Origin of the sequence: Mycobacterium sp. 23 (assembly GCF_048287075.1) — a bacterium.
Lineage (GTDB): Bacteria > Actinomycetota > Actinomycetes > Mycobacteriales > Mycobacteriaceae > Mycobacterium > Mycobacterium gordonae_B.
Genome location: NZ_JBLVUX010000005.1, coordinates 1,213,510 through 1,239,917, shown reverse-complemented (window position 1 = coordinate 1,239,917; position 26,408 = coordinate 1,213,510). Strand labels below are relative to the sequence as shown.

At 68.3% G+C, this 26,408-nt stretch carries 20 protein-coding genes and 1 pseudogene; 11 read left to right on the top strand and 10 right to left on the bottom strand.

Features of this window, described 5'->3' with window-relative positions; genetic code table 11:
- Positions 1-80 precede the first annotated feature (80 nt).
- The 3 genes from aspS to ACNQS7_RS06750 are packed head-to-tail and all read left to right on the top strand — an operon-like array spanning position 81 to position 3,387.
- Complete coding sequence (gene aspS / locus ACNQS7_RS06760) at positions 81-1,856, top strand: aspartate--tRNA ligase (RefSeq protein ID WP_418011959.1); 1,776 nt, start codon at positions 81-83, stop codon at positions 1,854-1,856.
- A complete protein-coding gene (locus ACNQS7_RS06755) occupies positions 1,853-2,281 on the top strand; it encodes a nitroreductase family deazaflavin-dependent oxidoreductase (protein ID WP_418011958.1) in 429 nt (142 codons plus the stop codon). The genes aspS and ACNQS7_RS06755 overlap by 4 nt, the downstream gene beginning before the upstream one ends.
- Positions 2,282-2,334: 53 nt before the next feature.
- The gene (locus ACNQS7_RS06750; RefSeq protein WP_418011957.1) at positions 2,335-3,387 is read left to right on the top strand and encodes an FUSC family protein; all 1,053 of its coding nucleotides are present in this window, start codon (positions 2,335-2,337) and stop codon (positions 3,385-3,387) included.
- Here ACNQS7_RS06750 and ACNQS7_RS06745 read toward each other — a convergent pair.
- The 3 genes from ACNQS7_RS06745 to ACNQS7_RS06735 form a co-directional block, all read right to left on the bottom strand.
- On the bottom strand, positions 3,379-3,768 hold the full coding sequence (locus tag ACNQS7_RS06745) for an MmcQ/YjbR family DNA-binding protein (protein WP_418011956.1): 390 nt from the start codon (positions 3,766-3,768) through the stop codon (positions 3,379-3,381). The genes ACNQS7_RS06750 and ACNQS7_RS06745 overlap by 9 nt on opposite strands.
- Before the next feature lie 62 nt (positions 3,769-3,830).
- Positions 3,831-4,577, bottom strand: a complete 747-nt coding sequence (locus ACNQS7_RS06740) for an SDR family oxidoreductase (RefSeq protein WP_418011955.1) — start codon at positions 4,575-4,577, stop codon at positions 3,831-3,833.
- 12 nt (positions 4,578-4,589) lie between these two features.
- Positions 4,590-5,837, bottom strand: a complete 1,248-nt coding sequence (locus tag ACNQS7_RS06735) for an esterase/lipase family protein (protein WP_418011954.1) — start codon at positions 5,835-5,837, stop codon at positions 4,590-4,592.
- Positions 5,838-5,984: 147 nt separating this feature from the next.
- On the opposite strand from ACNQS7_RS06735, the gene ACNQS7_RS06730 reads away from it, so the two are divergent.
- Positions 5,985-6,923, top strand: coding sequence for a transglutaminase family protein (locus tag ACNQS7_RS06730; RefSeq protein WP_418011953.1), 939 nt, complete (start codon positions 5,985-5,987; stop codon positions 6,921-6,923).
- Complete coding sequence (locus ACNQS7_RS06725) at positions 6,916-7,959, top strand: zinc-binding metallopeptidase family protein (RefSeq protein ID WP_418011952.1); 1,044 nt, start codon at positions 6,916-6,918, stop codon at positions 7,957-7,959. Before ACNQS7_RS06730 ends, ACNQS7_RS06725 begins: the two co-directional genes overlap by 8 nt.
- Positions 7,960-8,028: 69 nt before the next feature.
- On the opposite strand, the gene ACNQS7_RS06720 is transcribed toward ACNQS7_RS06725, so the two are convergent.
- From ACNQS7_RS06720 to ACNQS7_RS06695, 6 genes and pseudogenes are all read right to left on the bottom strand, one after another.
- Positions 8,029-8,637 (bottom strand): NUDIX domain-containing protein, encoded by a 609-nt coding sequence (locus tag ACNQS7_RS06720; RefSeq protein WP_418011951.1) that lies wholly within the window; start codon positions 8,635-8,637, stop codon positions 8,029-8,031.
- Positions 8,634-10,136, bottom strand: a complete 1,503-nt coding sequence (locus ACNQS7_RS06715; RefSeq protein ID WP_418011950.1) for a nicotinate phosphoribosyltransferase — start codon at positions 10,134-10,136, stop codon at positions 8,634-8,636. The genes ACNQS7_RS06720 and ACNQS7_RS06715 overlap by 4 nt, the downstream gene beginning before the upstream one ends.
- Positions 10,133-11,008, bottom strand: a complete 876-nt coding sequence (locus ACNQS7_RS06710; protein WP_418011949.1) for a phosphoribosyltransferase family protein — start codon at positions 11,006-11,008, stop codon at positions 10,133-10,135. Before ACNQS7_RS06710 ends, ACNQS7_RS06715 begins: the two co-directional genes overlap by 4 nt.
- Positions 11,009-11,137: 129 nt before the next feature.
- Positions 11,138-13,800, bottom strand: a pseudogene (locus ACNQS7_RS06705) (circularly permuted type 2 ATP-grasp protein).
- On the bottom strand, positions 13,800-17,117 hold the full coding sequence (locus tag ACNQS7_RS06700; protein ID WP_418011948.1) for a DUF2126 domain-containing protein: 3,318 nt from the start codon (positions 17,115-17,117) through the stop codon (positions 13,800-13,802). Before ACNQS7_RS06700 ends, ACNQS7_RS06705 begins: the two are co-directional and overlap by 1 nt.
- 120 nt (positions 17,118-17,237) lie before the next feature.
- Positions 17,238-18,314 carry a hypothetical protein gene (locus tag ACNQS7_RS06695; protein WP_418011947.1) on the bottom strand — a complete coding sequence of 359 codons (1,077 nt, stop codon included), beginning with the start codon at positions 18,312-18,314 and terminating at the stop codon, positions 17,238-17,240.
- A 137-nt stretch (positions 18,315-18,451) separates the two neighbouring features.
- Here ACNQS7_RS06695 and ACNQS7_RS06690 point away from each other — a divergent pair, with 137 nt between their 5' ends.
- Entirely contained in the window at positions 18,452-19,804 is a 1,353-nt protein-coding gene (locus ACNQS7_RS06690; protein ID WP_418011946.1) for a replication-associated recombination protein A, read from the top strand.
- A gap of 135 nt (positions 19,805-19,939) precedes the next feature.
- Here the strand turns inward: ACNQS7_RS06690 and ACNQS7_RS06685 are convergent, their stop codons facing one another.
- A complete protein-coding gene (locus ACNQS7_RS06685) occupies positions 19,940-20,560 on the bottom strand; it encodes a hypothetical protein (protein ID WP_418011945.1) in 621 nt (206 codons plus the stop codon).
- 118 nt (positions 20,561-20,678) lie between these two features.
- Here ACNQS7_RS06685 and ACNQS7_RS06680 point away from each other — a divergent pair, with 118 nt between their 5' ends.
- The 5 genes from ACNQS7_RS06680 (at position 20,679) to ACNQS7_RS06660 (ending at position 26,408) form a co-directional block, all read left to right on the top strand.
- Positions 20,679-21,068: a secondary thiamine-phosphate synthase enzyme YjbQ gene (locus tag ACNQS7_RS06680; RefSeq protein ID WP_197419847.1), complete on the top strand. Its 390-nt coding sequence runs from the start codon at positions 20,679-20,681 to the stop codon at positions 21,066-21,068.
- A 105-nt stretch (positions 21,069-21,173) separates the two neighbouring features.
- Positions 21,174-23,879, top strand: coding sequence for an alanine--tRNA ligase (gene alaS / locus ACNQS7_RS06675; RefSeq protein ID WP_418011944.1), 2,706 nt, complete (start codon positions 21,174-21,176; stop codon positions 23,877-23,879).
- Positions 23,880-24,380: a Holliday junction resolvase RuvX gene (ruvX, locus tag ACNQS7_RS06670; RefSeq protein ID WP_310785914.1), complete on the top strand. Its 501-nt coding sequence runs from the start codon at positions 23,880-23,882 to the stop codon at positions 24,378-24,380.
- The gene (gene mltG / locus ACNQS7_RS06665) at positions 24,373-25,608 is read left to right on the top strand and encodes an endolytic transglycosylase MltG (protein ID WP_418011943.1); all 1,236 of its coding nucleotides are present in this window, start codon (positions 24,373-24,375) and stop codon (positions 25,606-25,608) included. The genes ruvX and mltG overlap by 8 nt, the downstream gene beginning before the upstream one ends.
- Entirely contained in the window at positions 25,605-26,408 is an 804-nt protein-coding gene (locus tag ACNQS7_RS06660; RefSeq protein WP_418011942.1) for a shikimate dehydrogenase, read from the top strand. Before mltG ends, ACNQS7_RS06660 begins: the two co-directional genes overlap by 4 nt.

The window sequence follows — 26,408 nt, the reverse complement described above, 5'->3', positions numbered from 1 at the left end:
CAAAAGTACCGGCAGGATCGGGCAAATCAATCGGCCCTCTAGACTGGGCAGTCAATCTCACCCGGTGTAAAGGAGTATTTGTGCTGCGCAGCCACGCCGCGGGATCGCTTCGGGACGGCGATGCCGGGCAGCAGGTGACCCTGGCCGGGTGGGTGGCCCGCCGCCGCGACCACGGCGGCGTCATCTTCATCGATCTCCGCGACGCGTCCGGCGTCGCGCAGGTGGTGTTCCGCGAAACCCAGGTGCTGGCTCAGGCGCACCGGCTGCGCTCGGAGTTCTGTGTCGCGGTCACCGGTGTCGTCGAGATCCGGCCGGAGGGCAACGCGAACCCCGACATCGCCACCGGCGACATCGAGGTCAACGCCACCTCGCTGACCGTGCTGGGCGAGTCGGCGCCGCTGCCGTTCCAGCTCGACGAGCCCGCGGGGGAGGAGCTGCGGCTGAAGTACCGCTACCTGGACCTGCGCCGCGAGGGCCCGGCCGCCGCAATTCGCTTGCGTTCCAAGGTCAACGCCGCAGCCCGCGAGGTGCTGGGGCGCCACGACTTCGTGGAAGTCGAGACGCCGACGATCACCCGGTCGACGCCGGAGGGTGCGCGCGACTTCCTGGTACCGGCGCGACTGCATCCCGGGATGTTCTACGCGCTGCCGCAGAGCCCGCAGTTGTTCAAGCAGCTGCTGATGGTGGCCGGGATGGAGCGCTACTACCAGATCGCGCGCTGCTACCGCGACGAAGACTTCCGCGCCGATCGCCAGCCCGAATTCACTCAGCTCGACATGGAGCTGAGCTTCGTCGACGTCGAGGACGTCATCGCGGTCTCCGAGGAGATCCTGACGGCACTCTGGGCGCTGATCGGCTACCAGATTCCGACGCCGATCCCGCGGATGACGTATGCCGATGCGATGCGCCGGTTCGGCTCTGACAAGCCCGACCTGCGGTTCGGCCTGGAGTTGGTCGAGTGCGCGCAGTTCTTCAAGGACACCACGTTCCGGGTGTTCCAGGCGCCCTACGTCGGCGCGGTCGTGATGCCGGGCGGGGCTTCTCAGCCGCGCCGCACGCTCGACGGCTGGCAGGAGTGGGCCAAGCAGCGCGGCCACCGGGGCCTGGCCTACGTGCTGGTCGGCGAGGACGGAACGCTGGGTGGGCCGGTGGCCAAGAACCTGTCCGACGCCGAACGCGACGGCCTGGCCGCCCACGTCGGCGCCAACCCCGGCGACTGCATCTTCTTCTCGGCCGGGTCGGTGAAAACGTCTCGGGCGCTGTTGGGCGCGGCGCGCATCGAGATCGCGCACCGGCTGGGCCTGATCGACCCGGACGCGTGGGAGTTCGTGTGGATCGTCGACCCGCCGCTGTTCGAGCCTGCCGAGGACGCCACGGCGTCGGGCGACGTGGCGGTGGGCGCGGGAGCGTGGACGGCGGTGCATCACGCGTTCACCTCACCCAAGCGTGAACACGAGGGCAGCATCGAATCCGACCCAGGCGCCGTGCTGGCCGATGCCTACGACATCGTCTGCAATGGCAACGAGATCGGCGGCGGTTCGATCCGTATCCACCGCCGCGACATTCAGGAGCGGGTCTTCGCGGTGATGGGTCTGGACCAGGCAGAGGCCGAGGAGAAGTTCGGATTCTTGTTGGAGGCGTTCACCTTTGGCGCCCCGCCGCACGGTGGGATCGCCTTCGGCTGGGACCGGATCAACGCGCTGCTGTCCCGCGTCGACTCGATTCGCGAGGTGATCGCGTTCCCCAAGACCGGCGGGGGAGTCGACCCGCTGACCGACGCGCCGGCGCCGATCACGGCTCAGCAGCGCAAGGAGTCGGGAATAGATTTCAAACCCAAGCAGCTTGACCAGTCATGACGACCCCGGACACCGAATCCATCAAAGCGTTCAACAACGGCATCGTCGACGAGTTCCGTTCCAACGGAGGCAAAGTCGGCGGCCAGTTCGCTAATGCCGATTTGCTGCTGCTGACCACGACCGGCGCCAAGTCGGGTCAGCCGCGCATCGCGCCGCTGGCCTACTTCCGCGTCGACGGTCGGCTGATCATCATCGGGTCGTTCGCCGGCGCGCCGATAGACCCGGCGTGGGTGCACAACCTGCGCGCTCGGCCCCGGGCACACGTCGAGGTCGGCACCGAGGCGTTCGAGGTGACCGCACACGAGTTGGACCGCGCCGAGCGCGACGCGATCTTCTCCGAGATCACCGCTGCCGCTCCCGGCTTCGCCGAATATCAGGCGAAAACCGACCGGGTGATCCCGCTGTTCGAGTTGCGGCGCGGGTAGCTCGACACCGGGCGCACGGTCGCTGTGGGCCGGGCGTGGGGTAAGCAGGCGTGGTGAAGACTTCGCTGCTGGCCGGGATGGCCGGTGAGGGCACGGCGGCCGTCCAGCGATTGCGCACCGCGTTGTGGCCGATCGCCCAGACGTCGGTCGTCGCCGCACTGGCCTGGTACCTGACTCATGACCTGCTGCATCACCAGCAACCGTTCTTCGCGCCGATCTCGGCGGTGGTATGCATGTCGGCGAGCAACGTGCTTCGTGCGCGGCGCGCCACCCAGATGATGGTCGGGGTCGCGCTGGGCATCGCCGTGGGCGGCGGTACGGAAGGTTTCGTCGGCGCCGGACCGGTCGGGATCGGGGTGGCGGTGATGATCGCGCTGTCGGTCGCGGTGCTCGTCGGTCGCGGCGCCATCGGGCAGGGCTTGATGTTCGTCAACCAGACCGCCGTCTCGGCGATCCTGGTCCTGGTGTTCTCCCACACCGGCATCGTGGTGACCGAGCGCCTCTTCGATTCGCTGATCGGGGGCGGGCTGGCGCTGGTATTCGCTCTCGTGCTGTTCCCCGCCGACCCGGAAAAGCTCCTCAGTGACGCGCGCGCGGGTGTCCTCGCGGCGGCGCACGAGACGCTGGTGCGGACGGCCGGCATCCTCGATGGTTCCGGCACTCGCCATCCCGACTGGCCCACATCCGTTTCCGACCACCTCCATCAAGAGATCGGCGCCCTGATCGAGGCGCGATCCACGGCGGAAGTCGCCGCGCGTCGTGCGCCGCGCCGGTGGGCCGCACGGGGCACGATTCGGGATATCGACGCCCAGTCCGCGCAGCTGGGCCTGTTCGCCAGTGCCGTGCTGCACCTGGCCCGCTCGGTTAATCGTCCGCTGGGCCGGGCGGCAGCGCCGGCCCTGCAGGCAGCGGTCGCCGACCTGACTGTGGCGACCGGGCTCGCCGATGTCGACTACGCCGCCGCGTCCGCCCACCTGGCCGCCGCGCGCCGCCACGCCGCGGAACTGCAGTCCGGTGCCCGCGACCGAAACGAGGTGGTGGTCGCCGACGTGGTCTCGGGCTGCGCCGACGACCTACAGCAGGTGATCGAGCGGCCGTCAGGATGATTTGGCCAGGAACTCCTTGACGAGCTGCTTCGGTGCCTGCGTCAGCCACGCTTCGGTGACCAACTCCCGCAGGTCGGCCACCGCGATCTCACCCAGTTTGACCAGTACGGCCGGGTAGCCGTTGAAGTGCGGGGTGGTGAAGTACACGTTGGGCTCGTCAGCGACCAGCGCGAACTTCGCCCCCTCGTCCGGCACCCGCACGCCGAGGATGTCACCCCGGGGTGGCTGCACCCCGTCGTGGGTCAGCGCCTCGATGTCGGATTTCCGCAGCGGTCGCTCCCACGCCAGCAATTTCTTGCCCACCCGCCAGTCGCGCGGTGACTGCTCGGTGGTCAGCGGCAGCTCACCGACGATGCGGGCCACGTCGTCCCAGGTGGCCACGTTTCGATTGTGCGCTCCAAACGCCCAGTTCGGCGCGTAATCCGAAATTGCCCGCGCGACGCTCAGATCTGTTCAGCGCCGCCGTCGACGAACAGTTCGGCGCCGGTCATGAAGCTACTTTGATCAGAGGCAAGGAAGAGAACCGCGGCTGCGATCTCGTCGGGCCGGCCGAGACGGCCCATCGGAACCTTTGCCGCCTCACCATCCAGTAATTCCTGTTCCCGGCCGGCGGGCGCCAGGCCTTTCAGACCCGGCGTCTCGACCGGTCCGGGGACGATCGTGTTGACCCGGATACCGCGCCCCACCAGCTCGGCGGCCCAGGTCCGGCCGAACGAGCGGATCGCCGCTTTGGTGGCTGCGTACACGGTGAACGCGGGCGTCCCGTTGTAGGCGGCCGTCGAACCCGTCAGGATGATCGACGACCCGCGGTTGAGAAGCGGCAGCATCGTCTGCACGGTGAACAATGTGCCGCCCACGTTCGTCATGAATGTGCCGCTGAACTGTTCGAGAGTGATGTCGCCCAATGGCGCGAACTCTCCGCCACCGGCATTTGCGAAAAGCACGTCAAGCCCCTTGCCGCGCGACTCGATCGCCGCGGCCACGGTTGCCAGGTCGTCGGCGTTCGACACATCGGCGCGGATACCGGTCGCCTCCTCGCCGATGGAGGCCACCGCGGCGTCGATCGTCTGTTGGTTACGGCCGGTGAGAAAGACGTGAGCGCCCTCAGCGGCCAGCCGCTGCGCGGCCGCCAGACCGATGCCCGAGTTACCGCCGGTCACGAGTGCCGTCTTGCCGCTCAGTTGACTCATCGCGTCAGTCCCCTAACCGACCGATTCCGGCTGCGCCAGCGCCGGCGAGTGACTGAGCCACGCCACCAACTTCTCGTAGATCGACGGGTGGTTGAGCAGGTCGAAGTGATTGAGGCCGGTCAGGGTGAGACCATGGGCGGCCTCGAACGGGACCTGTCGGGATCGGCCGCGGCCGGCCGCGCTCTTGGGTCGCACCAGGTGGTCACCCATCAGCAGACCGACAGCCCGGGGCGCCGCGGTGGTGGAGACGAAGTGGTAGACCGCGTGGGGCAGGAAGGGCACCTCCTGGCAGCGGTCGCGCAGGAACTCGTCCGGGTCGCAGTCGCGCCAGTCCTCGTGGACCAGTGCGCCGAACCGCAGGTCTTTCACCCCGGCGCTGCGAGTGTTCAAAAACGCCGCCAGACCCCGCGTCTCCGGCAGCTTCGCCAGCGCCCACGCTGCGACGTTGACACCCTTTTCGAGGTCGGCGCCCAGGTGCGGGGAGCCCAGGCACACCACGTGCCGCACGGCATCCGTCCAGGCATGTTCCCGGTCGCGCCCGTAGTGGCAGGCGCTGCGGGAGACCAGCCCTCCCATCGAGTGGCCGACCAGGACCACGTCCTCGACCGCCGCCGGCCACAACTCGTGCAACCGGTGCAGCACGTCGGCCAGCGCCTGGCCGTTCTCCGAGATGTGGTGACCGCTGTTGTAACGCACGAACACTGGCGTGAAGCCGAGGTCCTTACGCAGCCGTTTGCCGTAGGGGCGCAGCCCGTCGCCGGTGCGCGGCGTGCGCCACCATGACCGTTCCGTCATGCACCAGCCGTGCACGAATACCGCTATCCGCCCGGTGGCCCGGGGAAAGGCCTCCGCGATGGCTTCCGCGGTCAGGGGCACCGGTTCACCCCTGCGTCGGACCTGCATGGACAGCGCGAAGCCGTTTTCCCGGTTGGTCATCTCGTCGCCGTAGATCCCATTGACTGCGGCGATCGCGCCGGCGACCCGCGGCCGCGCCAGGACCGTCTCGTCCTCGTCGTTGCTCAGGGTGTGGGCCGCCAGCGCCCCTGCGCCGTACAGGGAACCCCGCACCGCGCCATCGACCAGGGTGTAGACGGCCGAGGCGGTGGTGTCGTGAATTACCTGTACGGGTTTGGCTGCCGGACCTATGGAGGTGAAAACGCGACTGGCGATGCCGTGATGAACATCACGAACCAAGGTGGTCAGGACCCGCGTGCCTTCGCCCGCGAGGTCGGCCAGCGACTTCATTTCGTGTCCCTGCACGAGCCGGGCTCCTTTCTGCCGTGACCGATAGGGTTCCCATTTGGAGCGGGACTAGACCTGGAGTGGAGACTGTCAGCATGCGGCCTGAGCTACCCTTGCCGCCACTCGCCGACAGGGAGGTTCGTCTTGCCGTCTGAGGAGCCGTCCGTGGGGTTCAATGGCCGGTCGGCGCCGCTGGCCGCAAAACGCTACCGGGTCACGCACCGTACGGAGTACCGCTACTCCGACGTCGTGACCAGCTCCTACGGGCGTGGGTTCCTCACTCCGCGAGACTCGTTGCGGCAGCGCTGCGTTGCGCACGAACTGATCATCGATCCGGCCCCGGCCGACAGTTCGACCAGCCGCGACTCTTACGGCAACATCAGCTCGTATTTCCACGTGACCGAACCGCATCGCGCCCTGACCATCGTCAGCGACTCGATTGTCGACGTCGCGCCGCAGGCGGCCGGGATCTACAGCACCGGGCCGGCACTGCAACCGTGGGAGAACGCGCGGCCCTGCGGCGCGCAGGGAGCGCTGGCGTGCGACTTCGCGCTGGACCTGACGCCGCCGGAAATCACTGACGAGGTTCGTGAGTACGCCGCGCCCAGCTTCGAGCCGGGACGGCCGCTGGTTGAGGTGCTGCGCGACCTGGCGGCGCGAATTTTCCGTGATTTCACCTACCGTTCGGGCTCGACCACGGTTTCCACGCGGGTAAATGAGGTTCTGACGGCGCGGGAAGGGGTATGCCAGGACTTCGCGCGGTTGGCGATCGCCTGCCTGCGCGCCCATGGTTTGGCGGCCTGCTACGTATCCGGTTATCTGGCTACCGACCCACCCCCTGGAAAGGATCGAATGATAGGCATTGACGCCACCCACGCCTGGGCGTCGGTGTGGACGCCGCAGCAACCGGGTCAGTTCGAGTGGCTGGGGCTTGATCCCACCAACGACCAACTGGTTGACCAGCGCTACATCGTGGTCGGACGCGGCCGCGACTACGCGGACGTGCCGCCGTTGCGCGGCATCATCTACACCAACTCGGAACGTAGCGTGATCGACGTTGGCGTCGACGTCGTCCCGTTCGAAGGGGATGCGCTGCATGCGTGATTTTCACTGCCCAAACTGCGGCCAGCGGTTGGCGTTCGAGAACTCTGAGTGTCTGAATTGCCACAGCGCGCTGGGGTTCTCTTTAGACCAGATGGCGCTGCTGGTGATCGCCAAACGCGACCAAGACAGCGAGCACGCCGGCGCGGTGGCCGCCAACGAATATCAGCTATGCGCGAACCTCTATGTCGCCGAATGCAATTGGCTGGTTCCGGTCGGTCACCCGGGCGGGCTGTGCGAGTCATGCGCGCTGACGATCGAGCGGCCGAACGACAACGACACGGTAGGGCTGGCGGAGTTCGCCCGGGCCGAGGCGGCCAAGCGCCGGTTGGTCGCCGAGTTGCACGAGCTGAATCTGCCGATCATCGGGCGCGACCAGGATCCGGACTACGGACTGGCCTTCCGGCTGCTGTCCAGTGCGCATGAGAACGTCATCACCGGGCACGAAAACGGGGTCATCACACTGGATCTGGCCGAGGGTGACGATGTGCACCGCGAACAGCTGCGGGTGGAGATGGAAGAGCCCTACCGCACCCTGCTCGGGCACTTCCGCCACGAAGTCGGGCACTACTACTTCTACCGCCTGGTCCGGTCACCGGAGTACCTGCAGCGATTCAACGAGTTGTTCGGTGACCCTGACTCCGACTACCAGGCGGCGCTGGACCGTCACTACAGCCAGGGGGCGCCCGAGGGTTGGCAGGAGACGTTCGTCTCGTCGTACGCGACCATGCACCCGGCCGAAGACTGGGCCGAGACGTTCGCGCACTACCTGCACATCCGGGACACACTGGACACCTCGGCGTCCTGCGGCCTGGCGCCGGCGGCCGCCACGTTCGATCGGCCGCCGTTGGGGCCCAGCGCTTTTCCCACCATCATTGAGATGTGGCTGCCGTTGTCGTGGTCGCTGAACATGGTGAACCGCTCGATGGGGCACGACGATCTGTATCCGTTCGTGCTGCCGCCGGCGGTATTGGACAAGATGCAGTTCGTGCACACCGTGATCGAGGAAGTGACCCAGCAGTTGCAGGCCGCCAGCTAACCCCGGCGAGCAGACGCAAAGTCGCCTTGGAGCGCACGCTCCCGGCCGATTTTGCGTCTGCTCGCCAAGCTAGGCGGGCCGGCGGCGGTAGATGTGCGCGGGGCGGCCGGACCCGGCAGGCTTGCGCGACCGGCCGGTCCGCGCGTAGAGCGGGGACCGGTCCAGCCGTGCTCGTGCGGCGGTGTCGGTGATCGAGGTGCAGGCCCGCAGCAGCGAGTAGGCCTCGACGAACGTCGTCTCCGTCCCGAGCAGCGCATAGGTGGTATCGGCGTCGGCCAGTAGGCGCTCACCGATCCTCGACAGCGCAGCACGGGCCATCGCCGTGTGCTGGAACGGCATCGCGCCGGGAATCTCGGTCACCGCGACGGCGCCCGTCGTGCCGGCGGGTACCCGTGCTGCCACCACGATCGACACGGTATGGCCGCGTTCGTCGCGCGCGGGGTCGCTGACCACGTCGACGACGACGATGCCGCTGGTGATTTCCGCGCCTGCCTTCTCGCACAGAATCCTTCTGGCGGCCTGCTCGACCGTTTCCCCTCGCTCGGCAGCCAGCAACCCACCGGGCAACGTCGTCGCCCCGCGGTGCGGGGTCCCGGCGCGCCGGATGAGGACGAGGCGCGGCAGCGGCTCGTCCTCGGTGAGCGCGACGACGTCAACGCTGAGCCAGGTTTGCGTCATGTACAGGTCCACCGTTCGCGGATCGCCGTCTCGCGCCGCAGGTTCGCCCGCACTTCGGCGAAGGTCTGAGTGCGCAGCAGCTGTCCGTCCTCGAAGACGATCCCCAACTCGTCGTCGCATTCGTGGTCGGCGTGTTCGATCAGGTAGGGGCGGCCATCGGCGCGCCGGCGCACGGACAGCCGGCCGGTGGCGGATTTCTTGGAGCCGTCGTCGGTGATCGGGTCTTTGAGTATGTCGCGACCCTGGCCATCGACCTGCACCCAGGTGGCTTTGACGGCCATCTTGAACGTGTCCCGGGTCTGGTACTGGTAGGTGTAGGAACCGAAACCGAAAACGACTGCGGTAGAGGAGAATCCCTGAGACATCAGTCTTCGGGTGATGGCGTCGGCGCGTTCGTAGGTGATCGAATCTCCGTAGATCGCACCGACGTGCGGGTCGAGTTCCCGATAGCCCTTTGCGTTGACGACGGTCCCGAAGGTGTCGGCGAGCAGCCGCACCACGCCCTTGTGTTCCGGAGTGCCGGCGGGGGCGTCCGGGTCACCGCACAGGATCAGCTCGGGGTCTCCGGAGTCGGGCCGGATGACGAGTTTGCCGCTGCGGGTCGTGATTTCGTCGGCACGGGCGGGCAGATACTCGGTGAGCACGCGCCACAGGTTCCAGGTGTCGGAGACGACCGACAGGGTGCCGTCCGGGTACAGCTGCAACAGGCGGTCGAAGGTCTGCAGCTCGCCGTCCTGACCACCGGCGCACATCACCGAGTGTTCGGTGGCCGGGACACTGGCACCGATCAGTTCGCCCTCGTCTCCGGGGTAGTGCTGCTGGATGTAGCGGATCGCGGGCAGGGTGTCGGTGCCGCAGAAGCTGAGCAGATGGCCGGCTCCGGATGCGGCGGCGGCTTCGGTGCCGGTCATGCCGCGGTAGGCGAATTCGTGACCCTGGAACTTCACCGCATCCTCGTCGCCGGACAACGCCGCCCGCCGATCCAGCAGCGTACGGTTGCGCCACGCGAGGGTGGCGCTGGTGATGGGCTGCCACAGCTGCGCGGACAGTTCGGTCTCGAGATAGTTTGTCAGCCAGAAGAATCGGCTGTCGGTGTTCTCGACCGTCAGGTAGGGCACCCGCAGCGGAATCAAGGCGCCTTCCTTGACCGCCCGCACCCGAAGCGGCAGGTAACCCAGCATGTGCAGCTGCCGGAAGTGTTCGGCGCCAATGTCATTCGGGCCCAATAGTGCCGTGACGAACTGCTCGTATTCAGTCAGTACCGCATCGAGTTCGTCGGGCGCAAGGTCGAAGAACACCTGCCAGCGCCGTCGCAGCTGGCGCAGGTATGCCTGCAGCCCGAAGAACACGGTGGCGTCGACATCGGGCAGTCGCGTTCCCCGCGCGGTCAGGTTCGAGTAGACGAACTCGGTGCCCTTCGGGTATTGACGACGGTGATCGAGCTTGTAGGCGTCGGTCGCCAGCAGGGTGTCCAGCGCGCGATCCTGCCTGTCGTTCATGATTGTGCCCCTTCGTGATTGGTGGCGATACGGCTCAGCAGCTGCGTGACGTACGGAGCCAGATCTGTGGTCCGGATGTGTTGGCCGGCGGCGCTCGGCAGGGAGTCGGTGGTGTAGACGCACTGGTATCCGGCGAGCGCCTGGTGCGAGCGATCGGGACCGGTGAAACCGCCATGGGTGACCCACAGGTCCAGAGCCACGTCGCTCGGTATCGCGGCTCGTAGTAACGCGAAAGTCCCTCCGCCGTCGCAGATGTCGTCCACCACGAGATAGCGGCCGTTCAGCACGCCGTCGGGCGCGTGGTAGCCCTTGAGTTTCCCGGTCGCCTGGTCCCGCGACTTCGAGGCGATGAACACCGGCAGCCCGAGCTTTGCGGCCACCAGCGAGGCACGGTCTCTCGATCCCGCGTCCGGACCGATCACGCCCTGATAGGGGCCGCCGTCGGCCACCGCATCGCTGACGATCGCGGCCAGGTCGAGTTCCCAGCGGCCGATGTCCGGGTTTGCCGCACTCATCGCATCCAGCCACACGCGGGAGTGCGGGTCGAGTGTGACGATGTCGGTGATGCCGGAGAGCGCTGCCAGTCTGGCGTTCGTCCGAGCGGGACTGGGCAGGTCCTTGTCGCCTCGGGCGCTGGGGAGGTACGGCATCACCAGCACGCGCCGGGCGGTGCCCGCGACGAGAGAGGCCCAGTTGAACACCACGGACCAATCCGGGGACGGCGTGCGAACCCACAGCACCTGGACAGCGGGGGAGAGCTCCGCGTCGCACGTGCGCCGCACCGTTACATCGCCCATCGGGTAGGCGAACACCTCGATCGGTTCGGGTGTCAATGCTCCGCGGTGGAGGGTGAAGAACTCGTATTCGTTCATGGCACCACCGTAGCACCTATTTCTCACAAATTGTGAGTAATAAAGGTCACCTCACCCTTGCGAGCAGACGCAAAATCGCCCAGGAGCGCGTGCTCCCCGGGGATTTTGCGTCTGCTCGCGCAGGCCAAGTTAGGCGGGCATCGTGCGGCGTTCGTCTGGCCCGCCCCACAACGGCTGCATGCCGCCGGGCAGGGCCAGCTGCGTCGCGGTGATCACGTCCGCCAGGTCGCGCAGCGTGGCATGCACGGCACCGAGCAGCTCCGCCAATTCCTCCCGGCTGCCGTCGGTAATCTCTTCCAGCTCAGTGGGATCCGAGCGGCGCAGGCGGGTGCTGATCTCGTCGACCATCCGTTCCGGGCGGGACGACCCCGACGAGCCGGGCAGGTCGCGCAGGTGAGTTCGCAGCCGCTCCAGCTGGAACAGCAGCGATCGGGGGTTCTGCGCGTCGAACAGCATCAGGTCGGTCACCGCGGCAATGCTGATCTTGCCGAGCGTGCGCCGCCGGTAGATCACCGACGACTCACAGGCCTCCAGCATCGCCTCGACGACGGACTGCTCGGCGACGGTGCTGCGCACGACGGTCAGGGTGTCGGCCAGCAACGCGGTCAGCCACAGGCCCCGCTCGATGCGCTTGCCGATGTCCATCATCGTCCACCCCACGTCATGGACCATCGACTCACCCGCGACCCCGGACAGGGTCAGCATGCCGGCCAGCGCCTGCGACTGCGCCGAGGCCAGCAACGCGTCGGCCTCGGCCAGTGACTGCGGCGGGTCGGACCGAAGTCCCACCGCCCGTTCCACATTCGCCAGCACCATCCAGGTGTCGTTGGACAACTGGTCGCGCACCGCGCGGGCGCACAACGCCAGCCCCTCCACCGACTGGATCAGCGATCCTGGCCGGTCCAGGTCCACGGTCATCGACCACAGCATCGAGGGCGCGACGGCGATCATCTCCGCGTTGTCCGACTCGCCGTCGTTGGTCGCCCCGGTGTCGGTCCCGGTGATCTGGCCCAGGGCGGCCATCAGTACCGGCACGCATTCGCTTTCCTCGGTGTCCTGATGGTGGCGGTAGACGTGGTAGCGCTCGCGCGCGACGATCAGCAACCGGGCCATGTTCTCCGCGCGCTCGCCGTAGCGTCCCATCCAGAACAGGTCGGACAGCACGCGTGGGGAGCTGACGGTCCATCTGCCCGCGCCGGACGCGACGGCCGGTTGCGGGGCCGACGGTAGCGAGATCACCTTCTCGGCGATCGACCGTTCCGTTGGGCGGACCCAGATGTCCTTGGCGGCAACCGTTTTCAGCGTATAGCAATCGGGCTCGGGTGCCACCACGTAGCCCAGGCCGCCGATCATCGGCGCGTAGCCGCTGCGTTGGGCCACCGTGAACAACCGCATGCCCACTCCGGCCGAGGACAGCACGCCGGCGTGGTCGGTGGGTGCCGACGAGAACGTCGGCAGCTCCTGGCCCGCCCACCGCCAGGGCACCGCCTCGATCTGCGCGGCCAGTTCGGACAGCTGCGCCGACGAAAGCGTAGGCCCGACAAGGCTTTCCCCCCGTCAGTAGGTTTGATCAACAACGACGACAGGTTGGCCAGCAGGTGGGAGAGTTCGTTGGGAATGCCGCCCCAGTAGACCGGCGCGGTGGGCAGCAGCGGTTCCTCGCCGAGCAGTCGCTCGGCCATCTCGGGCAGAAAGCGAAGCAGCCCAGCGCTTTCCAGGATGCCGCTACCCAGCGTGTTGACCACGGTCACCGTCCCGCGGTGCAGCGCCTCCACCAGGCCGACCACGCCGAGACGGGAGTCGGCGCGCAGGTCCAGCGGGTCCGCGTACAGCGCGTCGACGCGCCGCAGCACCACGTCGACACGCTTGAGGGTGCCCAGCGAACGCATCCACAGCTTGCCTTCGCGCACCACCAGGTCGGCGCTCTCTACCAACGGGAAACCCAGCAGCGTCGCCAGATACGCCTGGTCGAACGCCGTCTCCGAGTAGATACCGGGGCTCAGCACCACCACCACCGGGTCCTGCACCACGTCGGGCGCGGCGTCGATCAGGCCGAGTCGCAGGGCCTGGGCGAACGGCGTGGTCGGCCGCGGGGCAATCCGTTCGTACAGGTCGGGGATCGCGTGCGCCAGCACCCGCCGGTCGGCCAGCGCATAGCCGGCGCCCGAGGGGGCCTGCGTCCAGTCCGCATTGACCTGGAACCCGCCATAGGGCAGCCGGCTGAGATCGCAGCCGTGCATGAACAGCTGGTGATGGCCCGGCACTTTGATCCCATTGGCGGGCCGCACATATCCGGGGTGGGCAAACACCAACTGGGCCGGCAGCAGCCCCTCGGTGAGCAGGTTGCGCGGCCCGTACAGATCGGCGAGCACGGCATCGAGCAGGCGCGAGCGCTGTACCAGCCCAGCTTCCAGGACCTCCCAATCGGCCGCCGACAGCACCAGCGGCAGCGTGTCCAGGCTCCACGGGTTGGGCTCGGGGCCGTGGCCGGGCGCGGGCGGGGCCTCGCGCGTCGGGTCCACGCCGGTGTAGGTGATCCCGTCGTGGTCGATGAGGCTGTGCACCACCGACCGCATCCGGTCCAGGCCGGCCCGGCCGCCGTGGGAGATGGTGTCGGCCAGCTCGGTCCAGGTGGCGCGCACGTCGCCGTGCGAGTCGACGAACTCGTCATAGCCGCCACCAGGGCCGTCACGCAGGTCGAACAGGGCTTCCTGGGCGCGCGCGGTCCGGTAACCGGCCAGCAGGCGGTCGACGTCGTAGCGGTCACCGACCGAGAAATCTGGAAGCGCCATTACTGCTGCACGGTACGCACGCGCCGCAGGTCGAGGATGCCCGGCGCGCCGATGTCGGTGAGGAATCGGGCCTGCTTCTCCCGCAACCCGGCGAGGTCGAACTTGCCGGAGGTGAATCCGGCCGCTTCGAAGCGGCGGGCGCGGCGCGATTCGGCTTCCACGGCGTTGACGGGCGGCTCGTCGTAGGCGCGTCCGCCCGGATGGGCGACGTGGTAGGTGCAGCCCCCGCGCGAGGTTCCGGCGGTCAGGTCGACGAGCTCGAACTGCAGCGGGACATCGGTGGAGATCGTCGGGTGCAGCGCACTGGGCGGCTGCCAGGCCTTGAACCGCACACCGCCGACGTGGATGTCGGGGTTGTCGGTGGCCAGCAGCGGGACGGGGTAGCCGTTGCAGATCACGGCGTAGCGGTGCCGATCGGCGCCGATCACGCGGACCTGGACGCGTTCGACCGACGAGTCGACGTAGCGGGCGGTGCCGGTGGCGGTCGACTCCTCGCCCAGGGTGTTCCACGGCTCGATGGCACCGCGTAATTCGATTTCGACGCCGTCGAAGACGGCGGTCCCGATACGCGGGAAACGGAATTCCGTGAACGGGTCCAGCCAGCTGGTCTCGAACGCGATCCCGTGCGAGCGCAGATCGGCCGCGACGTCGGCGATATCGTGAATCAGGAAGTGCGGCAACAGGTATCGCCCGTGCAGGTTGGCGCCGTGCCGGATCAGCGGGGCGCGCAGCGGCTGTTCCCAGAACCAAGCCACCAGCGAGCGCACCAGCAACGACTGCACCATCGCCATCCGCAGGTGCGGCGGCATCTCGAAGCCGCGCAGCTCCAGCAGCCCGAGGCGGCCGCGGGCGCCTTCGGGGCTGTAGAGCTTGTCGATGCAGAACTCGGCGCGGTGGGTGTTGCCGGTGATGTCGGTGAGCAGGTGGCGCAGCGCCCGGTCGGTCACCCACGGTTTCGCGGCACCGCCGGCACTCAGACGCGCGATCTCGGCGAAGGCGATCTCGAGTTCGTAGAGCGCCTCGGCGCGGCCCTCGTCCACCCGGGGCGCCTGCGAGGTGGTGCCGATGAACCGGCCGGCGAACAGGTAGGACAGCGACGGATGCCGCTGCCAGTAGGTCAGCAGCGACACCAGCAGGTCGGGGCGGCGCAGCAGCGGAGAGTCCGCGGGCGTGACGCCGCCGAGGGTGATGTGATTGCCGCCGCCGGTGCCCCCGTGAGTGCCGTCGATGTCGAACGACTCGGTGGACAGCCGCGCCAGCCGCGCCTGCGCATAGAGCGTTTCCAGTTGCCGGCGCTGCTCGTCGAAGCTGGCGGTCGGTGCGACGTTGACCTCGATGACACCGGGGTCGGGTGTGATCGTCGTCGACGTCAGGCGCGGGTCCGGCGGCGGACCGTACCCCTCGATCACCACCCGGGTGTCGACCTTCGCCACGGCGGATTCGATGCGCGCGATCAGGTCCACGAAGTCTTCCAGTGCCTCGGTGGGCGGCATGAATACGTACAGCAGCCCGTCGCGCACCTCGGCGACCAGCGCGGTCGTCGGCGCGTTGTGCGGCTCGACGAGCACCGCCTGGTCGGCCGCGGCGGGGGACAGCGGGTCGCTGATGGCCACTGGGTCGACTTCGTAGGACGCCGGTGGCGGGTCCCAGCTGATCGAGTTCAGCGGCAGCCGCAGACCCGCGGGCGAATCGCCCTCGGTGAGCACCAGTCGGCCCCGGCGCAACCGCCAGTCGGCACTGGCCCAGCCGCTGCCGTCGTCGCGGCGGTGCAGGGGGAGCACGAAGGCCGACGGAGCGGTGACGGCTTCATCCAGCCGCGCCAGCAACTCGGACCGGCGCGCGTCGGCGTCGTCGGCGAGGTCGTCGTCGGGGGCCACCGCATCGCCCGCCGGCAACCGGACGGCGGCAGCCAGCCGGGCCAGTGGGTCCTCGAAGGCCGGGCGCACCTGCGACAACGGCAGGCCGAAGCTCTCGGCGATCCCGGCCAGCACGTCGTGGGCGGTGTCGATCTCGACGGGCTCGGCCTCGACGGCCCCCCAGGGGTCGGCCAGCAACGCCTCGTTGGTCCACAGGGGGCGCCCGTCGGTGCGCCAGTACAGCCCGATCTGCCAGCGCGGCAACGGCTCTCCGGGGTACCACTTGCCCTGGCTGCGCTGCACCAGTCCCTGCGGCGCCCACTGCGCCTTCAACCGGGCGGCCAGATCCGAGGCCAGCTTCCGTTTGTGCGGGCCGTCCGCGGCGGTGCGCCACTCCGGGTCGACCTGGTTGTCCACCGACACGAACGTCGGCTCACCACCGATGGTCAGCCGGACGTCACCGGCCGCCAACCGGTCGTCGACGTGGTGGCCCACCGCGCAGATCGTGGCCCATGCGTCGTCGGTGTAGGGCAAGGTGACCCGCGGGTCTTCGTGGACGCGGGTGACGGTGTTGGAGAACTCCATCACCGAACTGCAGGGTTCGGTGCTCCCGGTGATGGGCGCCGCGGACGCCGGGTGGGGCGTGGCCGCCAACGGGATGTGTCCCTCCCCGGCGAACAGCCCCGAGGTCGGGTCCAGTCCGATCCAGCCCGCGCCCGGGATGTACACCTCGGTCCACGCGTGCAGATCGGTGAAGTCGGCGGCCGGTCCCGACGGCCCATCGAGCGCTTCCACGTCAGAGGTCAGCTGCACCAGGTAGCCCGAGACGAACCGGGCGGCCAGGCCCAGCTGGCGCAGGATCGACACCAGCAGCCACGCCGAATCCCGGCATGAGCCGACGCCGGTGCGCAGGGTGAAGTCCGGGGTCTGGACGCCGGGTTCCATCCGCAGGCTGTAGGTGACGTCGACGTTGATGGCCCTGTTCAGTGCGACCAGGAAGTCGATGGTGCGGGTGCCCTCGGGTACGGAGAAGTTGCGAACCCAGGCCTGCGCCAGATCCCCGGGCCCGGACCCTTCGCCGTCTTCGTCGACGGGTCGCAGATACGGCTCGAGGTCGTCGGCCAGCGCCTTGGGATACAGCGATTTGTCCAGCTGCCAGGTCTCGGCCCAGTCTTCGATGAAGAAGTCGAACGGGTTGATCACCTTGAGGTCGGCGATGAGGCCGACGGTGATCGTCATCTCCCGCGTGGGCTTGGGAAACACCAGCCTGGCCAGGAAATTGCCCAGCGCGTCCTGCTGCCAGTTGATGAAGTGCTCGGCCGGCTCGACCCGCAGGGAGTAGGCCTCGATCGGCGTGCGCGAATGCGGAGCCGGGCGCAGTCGCACCACATGGGGATAGACCTGGACCAGCTTGTCAAAGGTGTAACTGGTGCGGTGCTCCAGTGCAACTTTGATGCTCATAACCGCTGATCCCATCACAAGAGACAGCCGCCCGCAGCGCGCGCCTGTGGTGGCTTGCGTTGCGGGCGGCTGTCATTCGATTGTCAGACCGCTCCGTGTGAACGGTCTGTTTCGGTCGCTTTACGAGTACTGCTGCGGCGGCGGGTACTGCCCGGGCGGCGGCCCCGGCGGGTACTGACCAGGCGCTCCGGCCTGCTCCAGCTCGGCGACGTGGCCGCCCGTCAGCTTGCGGTAGGTGTACACCTGGACCAGCGCAGCGACGGGGGCTCCCACCACCAGGCCGATGTAGCAGGCGATCTGGCCGACGGCTACCGCCGCGTACTGCACCAGCCAGGACAGTGCGCTGGGTCCGAGGTTGGCGCGCACGGTCGCGAAGCTGGCCTTGATGGCATCGATCGGCGACAGGTTCTTGTCGACGACATACGGTACGGCGAACTGGGTGAAGAAGGCGATCACCAGCGGCCCGACGATGGTGCAGGACAACAGCGACGAGGCCAGGACGACCAGCAGCGTGGTCAGCAGCACCTTGGCCACGTTGCGCGGCTTGAAGAAGGTCCCGATGCTCACCGGACGGCCGTCGGCGAGGTCCAGGCTGGCTGTGGTCAGGCCGGCCTGCATGAAGGCCGCGACGACGAGGGCGAGGATGATGCCGACCGTCAGCACGATCCAACTGATGATCCCGAACTCGGTATTGGTCGACTCGTAGCTGACGCCGTACCCGTAGTCGGTGGTGGTCGTCGTGGTCTCGGCGGTCGCGAAGGCGATGCCCAGCGGGATACCGACGACGGCGGCGATGATCAGGAAGTAGATCGCGACCGGCGCGGCCAGCGCGGCGGCGTTGTTCTTGAACTTGCCCCACGACCAGTTGAAGGCGTCGCCGACGCTGAACGGGACGCCCGCCGGGCCGCCACCCAGGCCCGCCTGGGGCGGATAGCCTTGCGGCGGGGCGCCGTAGCCCGGCGGCGGGGGCGGCGGAGGCGGGGTGCCGTAGCCGGGCGCCTGGTATCCGCCGGGGCCCTGCTGGCCGTAGTCCGGTGGCGGCGGGGGTGCGCCGTAGCCCGGAGGCGGAGGTGGCGGTGCCCCGTAACCGGGAGGCGGCGGCGGAGGGGCGCCGTGACGCGGCGGGGGCGGATAGCCCTGCGGGTTGCCGCCCTGAGGGTCGGCCGGGTTGCCTGGATATTCTGGCGGCTGGCTCATGGCTTTCCTAGGTGCCTCGTAGTTCGCTCTTGTCGATCGGGGCGTAGCAAACGGGAACTTAGCAAATGTGCGCCCTGGATGCTCGCATTGGTTGGCGGCCGGCTTTCCCCGTCAGTGGCGTGTCCGCGTTGCGTGGTATGCCTGAAGTCGTGTCCGACGGTCTGTTCGACCTGCCCGGTGCGCCGAAATCGACCGACCACTCGTTGAGCGTTTCGGGTGCCGGTGCCCCGCTGGCGGTACGGATGCGTCCGGCCTCGCTCGACGAAGTGGTGGGGCAGGAGCACCTGCTGGCCGCCGGGTCGCCGTTGCGGCGCCTGGTCGAGGGCTCGGGTGTCGCCTCCGCCATTCTCTACGGACCGCCGGGGAGCGGGAAGACGACGCTGGCGGCGCTCGTCTCACAGGCCACCGGGCGCCGCTTCGAGGCGCTGTCGGCGTTGTCGGCCGGAGTCAAAGATGTTCGGGCCGTCATAGATTCAGCTCGATCGGCGCTGCTGCGCGGTGAGCAGACGGTGTTGTTCATCGACGAGGTGCACCGGTTCTCCAAAACCCAGCAGGACGCGCTGCTGGCCGCGGTGGAGAACCGGGTGGTGTTGCTGGTGGCGGCCACCACCGAGAATCCGTCGTTCTCGGTGGTCGCGCCGTTGCTGTCGCGATCGCTGATCCTGCAGCTGCGGCCGCTGACCCCTGACGACGTCCGAACGGTGGTGCAGCGGGCGATCGACGACCCGCGCGGACTCGGCGGGAAGGTGACGGTGGCGCCGGAGGCCGTCGAGCTTCTGGTGCAACTGGCCGCGGGTGACGCCCGGCGTGCGCTGACCGCACTCGAGGTGGCCTCCGAAGCTTCTGATCATGTGGCTGTCGAAACCATCGAGCAGTCCCTGGACCGCGCCGCGGTGCGTTACGACCGGGACGGCGATCAGCATTACGACGTCGTCAGCGCCTTCATCAAATCGGTGCGCGGCTCGGACGTGGACGCGGCGCTGCACTACCTGGCCCGGATGCTGGTGGCGGGGGAGGATCCGCGGTTCATCGCGCGGCGCTTGATGATCCTGGCCAGCGAGGACATCGGCATGGCGGATTCGACGGCGCTGCTGGTCGCGGTTGCCGCGGCGCAGACGGTCGCGCTGATCGGAATGCCCGAGGCGCAGCTGACGCTGGCCCACGCCACCGTTCATCTGGCCACCGCGCCGAAATCCAACGCGGTGACGACCGCGCTCGGTGCCGCGATGGGTGACATCAAGGCGGGCAAGGCCGGCCTGGTGCCGCCACATCTGCGTGACGGGCACTATTCGGGCGCGGCCAAGCTGGGCAATGCGCAGGGTTACAAGTACTCGCACGACGACCCTGACGGCGTGGTGGCACAACAGTATTCACCGGATGAACTGGTGGGCGTGGACTACTACCGGCCGACCGGGCGAGGCGCCGAACGCGAGATCGCCGGCCGCCTGGAACGGTTGCGCGCGATCATCCGCGGGAGGCGGAGGTCGTGAAACACTTCACCGGCGACGAGACGAATCAGTTGCTGCCCTCCGCGAACCCGCTGGCTGACTTCTCACCGAGCCTGTAGCTCTGGCGGCCCTCACTCGCTCTTCGGCTCCAGATTTACAGGCTGGGCGAACGCGCGCCTAGACCAACTCGGGCACCCGCAGGTGAGCCAGCGCCAGCTCGAATTCGCCGACGTCGTCCTGGTCGAGGCCGAGATCGCGCATCATCGCCGTCCGCATCGAGCGGGCCGACTCGGCGCAGCGGTCCATCGCCTCGCGGCTGTCGTAGGTCACCGACACCACGGCCCGCGCCGACGTCGGATCGACCATCAGGCTGGCGCTGCAGAAGCCGTCGAAATCTTCGACGGCCGGCAGGACGGCCCACCGGTAGTAGTCGATGCCGCGCTCGAACAGTTCCGGCCGCGTCCGCAGCCAGGTCGCCCGCACGCAGGCGCCGGGGGCGGAGCGGTGGTCGCGGTGCAGGACCGCGATGCGCCACTGGTCGACCACGGCGCTGCCTCCGAACATCTCGACGGCGCGGTAACGCACCGGCCACACCCGCTCGGCACTGCGCTGCATCGCCGACTCGGTTTCCCAGGAACTGGTGGCGATGCACCGGCCCGTCTCGCGGTCCACCAGTAGCGATAGGCCCAGGCAGCCTTCCATCTCGTCAAGGGCAGGCATGACCACGTCGCGGACATAGTTGATGCCCATGTTGATCGACGAGCGCTGCGCCTGGATGGTCGTGGAACGTGCAAACACGGTCGACCCCTCCTGTGAGTCGGGGCAGCGCCCCCGGCGGCGCCACCGGTCCACCACCACCTTCCTCCGGCACCGGCGGCTGATCAAGCCCCGTAGGCTGGTCCGGATGGATACCGATGTGCTGGATGTGGACACCACGCGTCGCCGCATCGTCGACCTCACCGACGCGGTGCGCGAGTTCTGCGGCAACCACGCCGACGGCCTCTGCAACGTGTTCGTCCCACACGCGACGGCCGGGGTGGCCATCATCGAGACCGGCGCCGGGTCCGACGACGACCTGCTGGACACACTGGAGCGGCTGCTGCCCCGCGACGACCGTTACCGGCACTCGCACGGCTCGCCTGGCCACGGTGCCGACCACGTCATGCCGGCGATCATCTCGCCCTCGGTGACAGTGCCGGTCAGCGGCGGCGAGCCGCTGTTGGGCACCTGGCAGAGCGTCGTGCTGGTCGACCTGAACCGCGATAATCCGCGGCGGTCGGTCCGGTTGAGCTTCGTCGACGGCTAGATGGAAGGCTAAGCGGGCCTAATTGCATGTTCGGCGGCCAGTTCCGGCGAATAGGCTGATACCCGACTCTCGCCAGCGAGCCCAGGAAATTAAGGAAGAAGCACAGTGCAGACACACGAGATCAGGAAGCGGTTCCTTGATCATTTCGTGAAGGCGGGCCACACCGAGGTACCCAGCGCCTCGGTGATCCTCGACGACCCCAACCTGCTGTTCGTCAATGCCGGCATGGTCCAGTTCGTGCCGTTCTTCCTCGGCCAGCGCACACCGCCGTATGCCACCGCCACCAGCATCCAGAAGTGCATCCGCACCCCTGACATCGACGAGGTGGGCATCACCACCCGGCACAACACGTTCTTCCAGATGGCCGGCAACTTCTCCTTCGGCGACTACTTCAAACGCGGCGCCATCGAGCTGGCCTGGGCGTTGCTGACCAACCCGGTGGCCGACGGCGGCTATGGCCTGGATCCCGAAAAGCTCTGGGCAACGGTCTATCTCGACGATGACGAGGCCGCGCAGCTGTGGCGCGATATTGCCGGCCTGCCGGCTGAGCGCATTCAGCGCCGCGGCATGGCCGACAACTACTGGTCGATGGGCATCCCCGGCCCGTGCGGCCCGTCCTCGGAGATCTACTACGACCGCGGACCCGAATTCGGCGTCGACGGTGGTCCCATCGCCAACGAGGACCGTTACCTCGAGGTGTGGAACCTCGTGTTCATGCAGAACGAGCGCGGCGAGGGCACCTCCAAAGAGGACTACGAAATTCTCGGACCGCTGCCCCGCAAGAACATCGACACCGGCATGGGCGTCGAGCGCATCGCGCTGGTCCTGCAGAACGTGCACAACGTCTACGAGACCGACCTGCTGCGTCCGGTCATCGACCTCGTCGCCGGCCGGGCGCCTCGCGGTTATGACGTCGGAAACCACGCCGATGACGTGCGCTACCGCATCATCGCCGATCACAGCCGCACCGCCGCGATCCTGATCGGCGACGGCGTCAGCCCCGGCAACGACGGCCGCGGCTACGTGTTGCGGCGACTGCTGCGGCGGGTCATCCGCTCGGCCAAGCTGCTCGGCATCGACACTCCGATCGTCGGTGACCTGATGGCCACCGTCCGCGACGCGATGGGCCCCTCCTACCCCGAGTTGGTCAACGACTTCGAGCGGATCAACCGCATCGCCGTCGCCGAGGAGACCGCGTTCAACCGCACCCTGGCCTCGGGTTCGAAGCTGTTCGACGACGTGGCCGGCGCCACCAGATCCTCCGGCGCCACCGTCGTCTCCGGCTCCGATGCCTTCACCCTGCACGACACCTACGGGTTCCCGATCGAGCTCACGCTGGAGATGGCCGCCGAATCGGGCCTGACCGTCGACGAGGCTGGCTTCCGCGAGCTGATGGCCGAGCAGCGCCGGCGCGCCAAGGCCGACGCCGCCGCGCGCAAGCATGCGCATGCCGACCTGACCGCTTACCGGGAACTGGTCGACGCCGGACCCACCGAGTTCACCGGTTTCGACGAATTGACTTCCGAGGCAAGGATTCTCGGTATCTTCGTGGACGGCAAGCGGGTGCCGGTGGTGGCTCACGCCGACGCCGTGCACGCCGATCGGGTGGAGCTGATCCTGGATCGCACACCGCTGTACGCCGAGTCGGGCGGCCAGATCGCCGACGCCGGCAGCATCAGCGGCACCGGTTCCGGGGCCAGCGCCCGCGCTGCGGTCACCGACGTGCAGAAGATCGCCAAGACCCTGCATGCGCACCGGGTCAACGTCGAGTCGGGCGAATTCGTCGAGGGCGACACGGTGGTCGCCGCGGTGGACCCGGGCTGGCGCAAGGGCGCCACCCAGGGGCACTCCGGCACCCACATGGTGCATGCGGCACTGCGACAGGTGCTGGGCCCCAACGCCGTTCAGGCCGGATCCCTGAACCGTCCGGGCTACCTGCGCTTCGACTTCAACTGGCAGGGACCGCTGTCGGAGGACCAGCGCACCCAGATCGAACAGGTGACCAACGAGGCCGTGCAGGCCGACTTCGAGGTGCACACGTTCCTCGAGAAACTCGAGAAGGCCAAGGCGATGGGCGCGATGGCGCTGTTCGGCGAGGCCTATCCCGACCAGGTTCGGGTGGTCGAGATGGGCGGGCCGTTCTCGCTGGAGTTGTGCGGTGGCACCCACGTGCACAACACGGCGCAGATCGGGCCGGTGACCATCCTCGGCGAATCCTCGATCGGTTCCGGCGTGCGCCGGGTGGAGGCCTACGTCGGGCTGGAGTCTTTCCGCCACCTCGCCAAGGAACGCGCGCTGATGGCGGGTCTGGCGTCGTCGCTGAAGGTGCCGTCCGAAGAAGTGCCGGCTCGGGTTGCCAGCCTGGTCGAACGGCTCAAGGCGGCCGAGAAGGAACTCGAACGTGCCCGGCTGGCCGGCGCTCGCGCCGCGGCCACCAACGCCGCGGCCGGGGCCGAGCACATCGGCAACGTCCGGGTGGTCGCGCAACGCATGTCGGCGGGTATGACCGCAGCGGACCTGCGCTCGCTGGCCGGCGACATTCGCGGCAAGCTGGGTAGCGATCCCGCGGTCGTCGCTTTGATCGCCGAAGGTGACGGATCTACCGTCCCGTACGCGGTGGCCGCCAACCCGGCAGCTCAGGACCTCGGCCTCAACGCCAATGAACTGGTCAAGCAGCTGGCCGGCAGTGTCGACGGCCGGGGCGGCGGCAAGGCCGACCTGGCTCAGGGTTCCGGCAAGAACCCGACCGGCATCGACGCGGCGCTGGACGCGCTGCGTTCGGAGATCGCCGCGATAGCGCGGGTCGCTTGAGTGGTCGAGTCACCGCAGCGCCAGCCTGACCGGCCGGGCGAATCAGACCCCGGCCGAGGCCGACGCCTCGGTGTCGACGTGGGTACGGTGCGCATCGGTGTGGCCGCCAGCGATCCCGACGGCATCCTGGCCACCCCCGTGGAGACCGTGCGCCGCGACCGGTCCGGCAAACACCTGCGCCGGCTGGCCGCGCTTACTGCCGAGTACCAGGCCGTCGAGGTGATCGTCGGGCTGCCGCGCACCCTGGCCGACCGCATCGGTCAGTCCGCCCAGGACGCCATCGAGGTGGCCGACGCACTTGCCGAACGGGTGGCGCCCACTCCGGTCCGCCTCGCCGACGAGCGGCTGACCACGGTCACCGCCCAGCGGTCGCTGCGGGACGCGGGCATCAAGGCCAGGGAGCAGCGGTCGGTCATCGACCAGGCCGCGGCGGTGGCTATTCTGCAGGGCTGGCTGGACCAGCGCCGCGCCCTCCTCGCACGGGAGGCGTCCGATGTCTGAGCGGGAGAAAGCCAAGCCGGTGGCAGTCGGCCCGAGCCGGCACCGCAGAACCCGCTCCGACCGCAAGAAGGAGCAGCGCACCCGTCGTCGCCGCCGGGCGGCCGGCGGGTTCGCGGCCGGGCTGCTCGTCGTCGTGGTGGTGGCGGCCGTGGTCGTCGGCGCGAAACTCTGGCACGTCTTCTCGGGCAACGACGACGACTACACCGGCGCCGGCAAGCAGGACGTCGTGATCCAGATTCAGTCCGGAGATTCCACCACCGCGGTGGGGGAGACGCTGCTCAAGCGGGGCGTCGTGCGTACCGTGCGGGCGTTCGTCGACGCCGCCCACGGCAACGCGGCGATCTCGGCGATTCAGCCCGGTTACTACCGGATGCGAACCGAGATTCCGGCGGCCAACGCCGTGTCGCGGCTGGCTGACCCGAACAGCCGGGTGGGCAAGCTGGTCATTCCGGAAGGGCGTCAGCTCGACGACACCACCGACATGAAGACCAACAAGACCACGCCCGGGATCCTGACCCTGATTTCTCGCGCGACCTGCGTGGATCTGGATGGCAACCAGCGCTGTGTGTCGCTGGCCGATCTCAAGGCGTCGGCCAGCAAGAGCACTCCCGCGGCGCTTCAAGTGCCCAAATGGGCTCTCGAGCCGGTGACCGAGTTGCGCGAAGATCATCGCCGGCTGGAGGGCCTGATCGCGCCCGGCACCTTCAACATCGACCCGGCGGCGTCGGCGGAGACCATCCTGGCGAGCCTCATCAGCGCCGGAACCGTGGAATACCTGACCTCGGGGCTGGAGGACACCGCCAAGGCGATCGGGCTGTCGCCCTACGACATTCTGGTGGTGGCCTCGCTGGTGCAGCAGGAAGCCAACGTCCAGGACTTCACCAAGGTCGCGCAGGTCATCTATAACCGCCTGCACGAACATCGCAAGCTGGAGTTCGATTCGACGGTGAACTATCCGCTGGACCGCCGGGAGGTCGCCACCAGCGACGCCGACCGCGCGCAGCGGACCCCGTGGAACACCTACATGTCCGAAGGCCTGCCGGCCACCGCGATCTGTTCACCCGGGGTGGACGCCCTGCGCGCGGCCGAGCATCCGGCGGCGGGCGACTGGCTGTACTTCGTCACCATCGACGCCCAGGGGACCACTTTGTTCACCCGCGACTATCAGCAGCATCTGGCGAACATCGAACTGGCCAAGCGCAACGGTGTCCTCGACTCGGCGCGATGAGTCCCCGTAAAGCGGCCGTGCTCGGCTCGCCGATCGCGCATTCGAAGTCCCCGCAACTGCACCTGGCCGCCTACCGCGCGCTGGGCCTGCATGACTGGACCTACGACCGCATCGAGTGCAACGCCGAGCAACTGCCGGGCCTGGTGGGCGGCTTCGGCCCCGAGTGGGTCGGCGTTTCGGTGACCATGCCGGGCAAGTTCGCCGCGCTGCGGTTCGCCGACGAACGCACCGCGCGCGCCGAGCAGGTCGGGTCGGCCAACACCCTGGTGCGCACGCCGCGCGGGTGGCGGGCCGACAACACCGACATCGACGGCGTGGCGGGGGCGCTCGGGCAGGCGTCGGGACAGGCCCTGGTGGCCGGGTCGGGTGGCACCGCCCCGGCGGCCGTGATGGGGTTGGCCACGCTCGGGGTCACCGGCATTACGGTGGTGGCCCGCAATGCGGACAAGGCCGCCCGGCTGATCGACCTGGGCACCCGGGTAGGGATGCCGACGACATATTGCGGCCTGGACGACGATGCGCTGACCGATGCGGTGGCCTGCGCACAGGTACTCGTCAGCACCCTGCCCGCCGACGTCGCCGCACGCTACGCCGGGACCTTCGCTGCGATCCCGGTGCTGCTGGACGCCATCTACAACCCGTGGCCCACCCCGTTGGCCGCTGCGGTACAGGCCGCCGGCGGCCGGGTGGTCAGCGGGCTGCAGATGCTGCTGCATCAGGCGTTTGCGCAGGTGGAGCAGTTCACCGGGATGCCCGCGCCGCGCGAGGCGATGACTTGCGCATTGGCGGAACTGGGTTAG

Coding starts and splice junctions, on each gene's coding strand:
- ACNQS7_RS06660 (WP_418011942.1), top strand. CDS start 25,605: ATGAGTCCCCGTAAAGCGGCCGTGCTCGGCTCGCCGATCGCGCATTCG.
- ACNQS7_RS06715 (WP_418011950.1), bottom strand. CDS start 10,136: ATGAACGACAGGCAGGATCGCGCGCTGGACACCCTGCTGGCGACCGAC.
- ACNQS7_RS06725 (WP_418011952.1), top strand. CDS start 6,916: ATGCGTGATTTTCACTGCCCAAACTGCGGCCAGCGGTTGGCGTTCGAG.
- ACNQS7_RS06690 (WP_418011946.1), top strand. CDS start 18,452: ATGCCTGAAGTCGTGTCCGACGGTCTGTTCGACCTGCCCGGTGCGCCG.
- ACNQS7_RS06710 (WP_418011949.1), bottom strand. CDS start 11,008: ATGAACGAATACGAGTTCTTCACCCTCCACCGCGGAGCATTGACACCC.
- mltG (WP_418011943.1), top strand. CDS start 24,373: ATGTCTGAGCGGGAGAAAGCCAAGCCGGTGGCAGTCGGCCCGAGCCGG.
- ACNQS7_RS06695 (WP_418011947.1), bottom strand. CDS start 18,314: ATGAGCCAGCCGCCAGAATATCCAGGCAACCCGGCCGACCCTCAGGGC.
- ACNQS7_RS06700 (WP_418011948.1), bottom strand. CDS start 17,117: ATGAGCATCAAAGTTGCACTGGAGCACCGCACCAGTTACACCTTTGAC.
- ACNQS7_RS06755 (WP_418011958.1), top strand. CDS start 1,853: ATGACGACCCCGGACACCGAATCCATCAAAGCGTTCAACAACGGCATC.
- ACNQS7_RS06740 (WP_418011955.1), bottom strand. CDS start 4,577: ATGAGTCAACTGAGCGGCAAGACGGCACTCGTGACCGGCGGTAACTCG.
- ACNQS7_RS06720 (WP_418011951.1), bottom strand. CDS start 8,637: ATGACGCAAACCTGGCTCAGCGTTGACGTCGTCGCGCTCACCGAGGAC.